The sequence below is a fragment of the Campylobacter sp. BCW_6889 genome (assembly GCF_001762535.1).
GTDB classification, from domain to species: domain Bacteria; phylum Campylobacterota; class Campylobacteria; order Campylobacterales; family Campylobacteraceae; genus Campylobacter_D; species Campylobacter_D jejuni.
Genome location: NZ_MJWZ01000034.1, coordinates 1 through 8,213 on the forward strand (window position 1 = coordinate 1; position 8,213 = coordinate 8,213).

The 8,213-nt window shown below is 28.5% G+C and carries 8 protein-coding genes; all 8 read left to right on the forward strand.

Annotated elements, in window-relative coordinates; all coding sequences use genetic code 11:
* Positions 1–714, forward strand: a 714-nt coding sequence (locus AJ939_RS03665) for a bacteriophage T4 gp5 trimerisation domain-containing protein (RefSeq protein ID WP_070276089.1), incomplete at its 5' end; no start/stop codon positions are given.
* On the forward strand, positions 714–2,705 hold the full coding sequence (locus tag AJ939_RS03670; RefSeq protein ID WP_070232948.1) for a DUF6402 family protein: 1,992 nt from the start codon (positions 714–716) through the stop codon (positions 2,703–2,705). The genes AJ939_RS03665 and AJ939_RS03670, both read left to right, overlap by 1 nt.
* A gap of 166 nt (positions 2,706–2,871) precedes the next feature.
* On the forward strand, positions 2,872–3,318 hold the full coding sequence (locus AJ939_RS03675) for a hypothetical protein (protein WP_169313244.1): 447 nt from the start codon (positions 2,872–2,874) through the stop codon (positions 3,316–3,318).
* A gap of 181 nt (positions 3,319–3,499) precedes the next feature.
* Positions 3,500–3,943: a hypothetical protein gene (locus tag AJ939_RS03685; protein ID WP_002789078.1), complete on the forward strand. Its 444-nt coding sequence runs from the start codon at positions 3,500–3,502 to the stop codon at positions 3,941–3,943.
* Between the two features lie 84 nt (positions 3,944–4,027).
* Positions 4,028–4,771, forward strand: a complete 744-nt coding sequence (locus tag AJ939_RS03690) for a lysozyme inhibitor LprI family protein (protein WP_070232946.1) — start codon at positions 4,028–4,030, stop codon at positions 4,769–4,771.
* Positions 4,772–4,860: 89 nt separating this feature from the next.
* Entirely contained in the window at positions 4,861–5,577 is a 717-nt protein-coding gene (locus AJ939_RS11095) for a lysozyme inhibitor LprI family protein (RefSeq protein WP_250535473.1), read from the forward strand.
* Positions 5,577–7,913 (forward strand): hypothetical protein, encoded by a 2,337-nt coding sequence (locus tag AJ939_RS11025; RefSeq protein ID WP_250540838.1) that lies wholly within the window; start codon positions 5,577–5,579, stop codon positions 7,911–7,913. The genes AJ939_RS11095 and AJ939_RS11025 overlap by 1 nt, the downstream gene beginning before the upstream one ends.
* Positions 7,914–7,941: 28 nt before the next feature.
* On the forward strand, positions 7,942–8,213 hold a 272-nt coding region (locus AJ939_RS11345), incomplete at its 3' end, for a bacteriophage T4 gp5 trimerisation domain-containing protein (RefSeq protein ID WP_410002384.1).

Consider the following 8,213-nt stretch of genomic DNA (forward strand, 5'->3'; position numbering starts at 1 on the left):
AAAGAACAAATTTATTTAAAAGCCCAAAAGGATTATGATGAATTAGTCCAGCATAATTTCACTCAAAGAATCTTAAATGATAAAGATTCTATAGTGGATGGAATTTATAATGAAAGGATTAAAAAGGTTCATACTCAAACCATAGACTTAGCTAAAAATGTCAATGTAGGAGGAGAATACTTAACTAATGTAGGCTTATCTAAAGATACCATAGTAGGATTAAGCAATACCTTAAATGTAGGAGTAGATAATAAAGTAAGAGTGGCTAAAAACTCTCATGAATATGTAGGAGAAAACAAAGATATAGAAATAGGTGCTAATCAAAATACTATTATCCATAAAGATGAGATAAGAAATGTGAAGGGGAATAAAAAGGAAGTGGTTGAGGGGCATTATGATATTAATATAAAAGAAACATTAAAAATCCAAACAGAAAAAGAGACTTCTATAAGAAGCAAAAATAATCTACTAATCACCACCAATGCTTCAATGGGCTTTGAAACAGATAAAAATAATACCTTTGTATCTGATAATTCATTATCGCAAACAAAAACAGATTATGAAGTAAAAGCAGGCAATCAAATCCTCCACCAAGTAGGCGATACTCAAATTGTTACTAAGGGAGATTATGTGATTATTAAAGCAGGTGGAGTTGAAGTAGTGATAGATTCTAATGGGCTTGTGGTCAAAGGTGGAGAGATTAGGGCAGAGTAATGGAAGCACTTAATCAAAAAAATAGTTTAAATATTAGGCTTTTAAGTTCTAATAATATTCTTCTGCATAATCAAGAATTTAAGCTTTATGAAATAGCACAGGGCAATAAAAATGAAATCAAGACTATTTTTACAACCAATAGAATGGGGGAAGCTCATTTAAATGCTAGTGAAATTTTTAGTAAAGAAGCACAAAGCTTTGAATTAATTTTAAACCAATCTAGTATTTATAAAAACAAACCCATCTATAATCATAGATTTTTATTAAGAAGTTATGAGTATGGGCATTGGTGTGAAATAAAATTTGAAAGAAAGGCAGATAAAGGCTCTATAAACTCTATTAGGCTAAAATCCAAAGAATTTACCTTAGAAAATAATGAAAAAATAGTGCGTAATTTCTATACTTTTGGTGATATAGTAGAATTTGAAGCTATTTATGAGGATGCAAAAATCAAAGAAGAGCAAATTAAATGGGGTTATGTTTTTATTCAGGATAAAAACACCTTAGATAAGTTAAACAAAAACCAATTAACTAATGACAAAAAGGAAAGTTCTTTATTTGATGAAGAAATTTTAAAAGATTGTTTTTATATTGAAAAAGAAGAAGATAAAGCCCTATTATCTTCTTCTATCATTTATAGACATTTAGAAAACAACAAAGCTTATTGTGGAAAACATCTTAGTTTGCAACTACCAAACCCTAAAGACACACAAGAGCAAAAAACACTATTAGTCTTTGCTTATAAAGAAACACCCAATTATAATGCCTCTTATCTTATAAGAATTAATGATTATCCACAAATTACCATTGATTGCACTCTAGCAGAAACACTAAGGGCACATACAAACAAAGATGAAATCTCAAGGCTTGGTTGGGGGGTAAGCTATATCTGTCAAAGATTATGGCATGATAATCCAAGTGATGCTAAAGAATTAAAAGATTTAACCTTTAGAAGCTCTACTTCACAAGATTTTATAGATACTATCCCTAATGAAACAATGAAAACAATAGTAAAGGAGATATTGCCTAGAGTAGAGATGCAACAATTAAAGACTGACAACACAAAATCAAGAGATAAAGCAAGATTTTATGCGGAATTAGATTGGGATAGTTTTTATATGAAGTTTCCTATAATGCAAGAGCTAAAGGGCGAGTATATGAATCTCAAAAAGCTTTTTGGAGAAGAATCTGATTTTCAAAAACAATTCGAAGATTTTCTTAATGATGCTTTACTAGATATAAAAAACATTAAAAACACACAAGAATATACAATGGCACTCAATATCCAAGCAATGAAAGAGAATAAGACGAAGAATGCAGAAGTCTTTAAGCTATATAAAAAAGAGGAAACACTCCCAGAAACTCATAAAGCTATAAAAGACTTACAAAAACCATCAGATATTATCGATAATAGTTTATATTTTCAAAGGTTTGATATAAAAAATGATGTGTTTTTACCGCATTTAGGCTTAAGTAAATTTGATGCATTTTCATTGCAAAACTCCATACAACATGAAAAAGAAGTTTTAGATAAATTCCACTCTAACCCAAAATACAAGCAGAATTTTGCTCTATACTCTATCGCAGGGGCTTTTAATATCTTATATATACCAAGCCTTATACAAATCACGAGAGTTACAAGATTCTATAATTACCATTCTTTATATGCTGCGTGCAAAAAGGTGCGTGCTTTTATCATTGATACTGTGAATTTTAATAATAATGGTAGCGATCAGCCTATTGGGGCATGGGATTATGAGAAGGTAGGATTTGATTTATATAATTCGATAATGCAATACCGAAATACAAAATTTCATTTTAAATATACCTCACCAAAATCATTCTTATTTCCCTTATATAATTCAGACTTTCTAAAAACAAAACAGTATTTTAATCTAGGCTTAGATTTCTTTTTATATAGCTCTACATTTTTGGATATGGATTTTAGTCATACGCAAATGCAAGATACTGCTTTTATAGTGGGGAAGTAAGATGTTTTTTGCTGGTGGTGATTATGAGCCTTTTATATATGGGCTTAGTCTTATTGCATACTATTTTCTACCCCTTTATTGTCTGACGCTTTTATTGTATAAATATAAGCCTCAATATGTGAATCTTACTCTACATATTGGAGCTTCAGTGTTGTTATACTTAGCTATGTGGGTAATATTTGTCGATACAACTATTATCAGCCTTTTTGAAATTTTTCAAATGTTTTTAATCCCCATTATCTTGCAAATTATACATCTTACCTTTATACTCTATGCTATTATCTATACTTATTTTGATATGCAAAAGATTTCATTTACAAAGAGACTAGGCAGATATATCGTTTCATTTTTTATTGGGATTGGACTACTTATCCTTTCTTTTGTAATGATGTATGCTATTGGATATTATATCAGCTCATGGTGTGATAGATATTATCTTAAAATCGATGAGAGAAATGAGGCGATTCGCACTATAACTTTTTATGTTCTTGTTGTGGTTTTTCCCAGTATAATTGCACTACTCCTTAGCTATATCCTCTATAAAAATCATAAGTCATTTTTTACTAAGATTCTATATAGAATCTTATCTATGATAGGCAAGGACAAACCATAATGCAAAAACTTATATATCAAAACCACGACTACCAACAAATACAAATCCAACAAACACAGAAACATTTCAATCTTGGTTGTGATTTTATAGTTGCAAGCAAAGGTTTTAAAAATATTAAGATTCCAAATAATTTGGATACAAAGAATCTATTGAGGATTATAGTAAAAAGTGAGGCGAGATAATGACTGATGGATTTGGGTTTTTAGCATATGTCTTTACATTGCCTGTATTGATTCTTGGTGGTATATCTTATGTATGTATAGTATTTTTGATAAGATTTCAAAGCTTTTGTGGGTTTGTATGTTCAAAAAGTTTTTGGATTGCTTGGCTTTTTTCATATTATTTATTATTTTTGATTATCTGCATTACTTGTGAATGGGAGTTATTAATAATGTATATCTGTGGTATTTCTTTACCTTTGGTATATTTTTTAAGAAAATTTTTTATGCAATCACATTCAAATCTAGCTCTAAACGAATTTTCATTATGGATTATCCCAATGAGTATTTTCTCTCTTTGTATTCATAGTAGCCTGTGCGTTGCTATTGCATGGATGTTAATATTTTTTCAAACAAATTATGATACCCAAACACTTCAATCTTGGCTTAGATTTCTTTTTATATAGCTCTATATTTTTAGATATTGTGCTAGAGGAGTAGTTATTATGTTTGAAGCGACAAAAAATACAGAGTAAATTAAAGGAGTTCTTATGCAAAAGTTTTTAATAGTTTTAGGATTGTGTTTAATGTTAGCCATTAGTGCTAATGCACAATCCCCAAAAGAAGCCAAACCTAGTTTTGATTGTGCTAAAGCAAGTACAAAAGTAGAAAAGATGATTTGTAATGATAAAAGTGGGGAGTTACAAAAACTTGATAGATTGTATTCTAAACTCTATTTTTCAATACTAAAGAGTATCCCTAAAGATACAAAAGAGGGGCAAAAAACAAGAGAAAAACTGAAATATTTTAATCACTCTGTTATGAGTAATAGAAATATATTTCAATGCTATTTTGTTGCACCATTTGAGACAAAAAAACAAGAAGACCGTCAGTCTAATTATTGCATAAAACAAATTTATTTAGAAGCGATTGCTACTTTAGCTTTTAAAATGATAGATAGTGGAGTTAATAGAGAAAGATGGGGCTTTAATGAAAGAGTGAAAGATTTTGTTGTCCCAATTGAAAACTCTAATGGAACCTACGATATGAACGTAGGGTTTTTATCCAATTATAATCTATTTAACAATTTTTTTGAAAACACTACTCAAAGCATTGTTATAGATTTTATGGCTTACAATATTATGCAGTGGAATTACTTTCTTGTAGATGTTCGGATTAATGAAGCAAATGCAGATTTATTTGATGAAGCGGTAGAAAAATATAAAATATACTATGAGAAGCTCTATCAAGCTTTTACAAAAGATAAAAAACTTAATAAATTATTAGGAAACTAAATGCCAATTAAGACAACAAATTTAAGCTATGAGGAATTTAAAAGCTTACAAATAAATAAAATTAATTTCTATTTAAAGGAGGAGTTCTTATGCAAAAGTTTTTAATAGTTTTAGGACTGTGTTTAATGTTAAGCATTAGTGCTAATGCTCAATCTCCAGAAGAAGCTAAACCTAGCTTTGATTGTGCTAAAGCAAAAAGTAAGGTTGAAAAGATGATTTGTAATGATGAAAGTGGGGAGTTGCAAAAACTTGATAGATATATGGCAAAGACATATAAAGAACTAAGACAGAATCTAAACAAAAATGAGCAAAATAAGCTTTTAACATCGCAACGATTATGGCTTCAAACCCTAAATCAATGCAAATCTAAAGAATGTGTAAAAGAGCTTTTGCAAAATAGAGTTGGAGAATTGCAAAATTACACAGCACACACGGGCAATGTGTGGCTTGGGACTTATACATTACAAGAAAATCTTTATATGGGGAGCTTTACAATAAAAAAGTGTGATAAGTTTAATATTTGTGAAGCTAGATATGAGGCTATCCTAAATAAAAGTGAATTTAATGATATGCACGAATGCGATATAACTTTGAAATTACAGATAAAATCTCAACAAGAAGCTATAGCTTTAAATGATGATAAGGATTTTGCAAATTGTAAAATTTATATTAGGAAAAATCAACAGGGTATTGTATTTATAAGAGATGAGAAAGTATTTAATTCACCCGATTATTTTTGTAGCACAATGTGTGGCAACCAAACGATATTTGAGTGGGGAGATATCTATAAAAAGGAAATGCAATAATGCTTTATGATGTTAAAAAATTAAATGAAAATGATTATAAAAAAGAATGTGCAAAGCTTCTTATTGCTTTTGAAAATTCAAATTATAAACAAGAAAATGCTATACATATTGCAGGCAATGTAACTATTGGATATGGACTTGATTTAAAGACAGGAAATAATCCAAAGTTACTTTTAGAAGGGTATTTACCAGATGATTCTAAAAAACTTAAAATAGGAGATGAAGAATTAACTTTTTATGAAATTATAGAGAAATATAGAGCCAATAAGGCAGGTTTTACAGACCCAAAGATAGCAAAAGGTTATTTACAAAATAAAGTGTTTAATTTTTCGCTTACGCAAGAACAAGCCCAAGAAATTTTGGAAAGAACCTTTGATTCATATAAAAAGTATATATCACAATATATTGGCGATAACTTGTTGGAATATAGTCAAGAAAAAGCTTCCTTGGTTTCTTTACATTATCATGGCAGATTTAATAATATCAAAGATAATATTCGAGATTCTATTATCAAAAATTCGAGATTCCTATTGTGGTTTTTAATACGATACAAAACTAACCCAAAAAACTTTATTCCATTTCTTATTAGGGCTTGCGATGAAGCCGATATTTATCTATCTAATCCAAATATTAATAAAATAAGTCTTATTTTTGATGTGTTTTCTTACTTAAATATCAAAAGGGAAATAATTAAATATAGAATACATAAAATCAATACAAATAGAACAAGCTCCAAACAAGTTCATAAACAAGATACACTATATAATTTAGCACTTTGGTATGAAAACGATTTAGATTTTATACCTTATCAAGATTATATTATCGATTTAAAAAAAATTCAAAAACTTAAACCAATTTCACAACTTACCAAAAAGCCCATAAATGATATTGTTGCAACCCTTAAGCCTCATTTAGATTACCTAAACACCCTCACTCAAAAAAATTTTAGCTTAGATAATATTTATTGTATTGCTAATTATTGTGAGAATTTAGGTGCTAATAAATTGGATAATGTTACCTTGCTTAATAAAACTTTAAGACAAAAGTTTGAAAAACTAGAAGCAAATACACCCCATAATATTCTTATCCTCTATCCAAATCCTACTCCATCTATTATACAAATAAAACAACCTAAAAATACTTTTATTACCCTACTTATAGGAGCAAAAGCAAAAATAGATTGCACTAAATTGATAGAAGATCAATGTGAGCTAATGTATTTAAAATATGATCCAACACAAGAAGAACAACAAGCAATTAATCCACAAGCTTTTTCTTGTAGCACCCAAGAAGAACTTATTTTAAAAAAAGAAAATGAAATATACTTTAAAACAGTAAAAAACAATATATCATATTTTATTAATAAAAACGATGGGATTTTAAAAGTTGCTCTTACTAGCAATGAAGAAAATGCTATAGAATTATACAGTTTTGCTAAAGAAAATCAATTTAAAATTTTACAAGATAAAGCTTCAAAGATGCTAAAAATCTATTTAAAACTAGAAAGATATAGTAGCGAAGAGATTTTATTACATAGAGGGGGAAATTTTGAATTAACACTTAATAATCTTAAGATTTTAGATAAAAATGGAAACAATTATGAAACCATCACTAAAATATTTCTTCATAATTGTGAGAATAGAAGGATTTATGAAAGTTTAAAATTAGAGTATCAAGAAGGCATTTATAAGAGTAGTTTTAAGATTGATTTAATTTTAGATGAAAACTCTTCTTTTTTTAAAAGAGCTACAAAATGTATTATAGCTACAAAAACCTTAGAAGGCTTTAGCACAAGTCAAATGCACAAAATTGGAAATGTAGCAATAGTCTCTTTAAGTTCTGCAGATAAGAAAGGTGGAAGCTATACTTTTACAAATAAAGTAAGCATGCAAGATTTTGGAGAAAATCTTCATTTAGATGCCGAGATAAATGGATATGAAAAACAAATCAAAAATTCAAGAAAGAATTTATATATCACAGGTATGCAAGCTTATAAAGACAAAGAACAGCAAAATACTACTGATAAAATCCCTTACAATGAAACTATTTTTATTAGAGCCTGCTTAAATAATGAGGAGAAATTTTTCTTCGATGAGACAATTAAATGGGCATATTGTGTAAAAAAAGAAGAGGAATTAGAATGCAATCAATCTAAAATTAAGATTTTAGAAAATCTTCAAGGAAATGATATAGCCTTTAATACTTCTATGCTTTCACAAAATGATAGGAATATACTTTATAATATAAATGAAAAATATCAATTAATCTTATTTGCTTATTTTAATAAACCTGCTTTTAAAACAACACAAGGAATAACGCATTTAGTGTTAAAATGACTAAAGATTTAAATTATGCAAAAAAGCCATTGAACTTACCCTCTCAAATATAAAAGATAAAGAACAAATTTATTTAAAAGCCCAAAAGGATTATGATGAATTAGTCCAGCATAATTTCACTCAAAGAATCTTAAATGATAAAGATTCTATAGTGGATGGAATTTATAATGAAAGGATTAAAAAGGTTCATACTCAAACCATAGACTTAGCTAAAAATGTCAATGTAGGAGGAGAATACTTAACTAATGTAGGCTTATCTAAAGATACCATAGTAGGATTAAGCAATACCTTAAATGTAGG

Excerpts from the sequence above, each read along its gene's own strand:
- AJ939_RS03670 (WP_070232948.1), top strand. The coding sequence starts at position 714 with ATGGAAGCACTTAATCAAAAAAATAGTTTAAATATTAGGCTTTTAAGT.
- AJ939_RS11025 (WP_250540838.1), top strand. The coding sequence starts at position 5,577 with ATGCTTTATGATGTTAAAAAATTAAATGAAAATGATTATAAAAAAGAA.
- AJ939_RS03690 (WP_070232946.1), top strand. The coding sequence starts at position 4,028 with ATGCAAAAGTTTTTAATAGTTTTAGGATTGTGTTTAATGTTAGCCATT.
- AJ939_RS03675 (WP_169313244.1), top strand. The coding sequence starts at position 2,872 with ATGTGGGTAATATTTGTCGATACAACTATTATCAGCCTTTTTGAAATT.
- AJ939_RS03685 (WP_002789078.1), top strand. The coding sequence starts at position 3,500 with ATGACTGATGGATTTGGGTTTTTAGCATATGTCTTTACATTGCCTGTA.
- AJ939_RS11095 (WP_250535473.1), top strand. The coding sequence starts at position 4,861 with ATGCAAAAGTTTTTAATAGTTTTAGGACTGTGTTTAATGTTAAGCATT.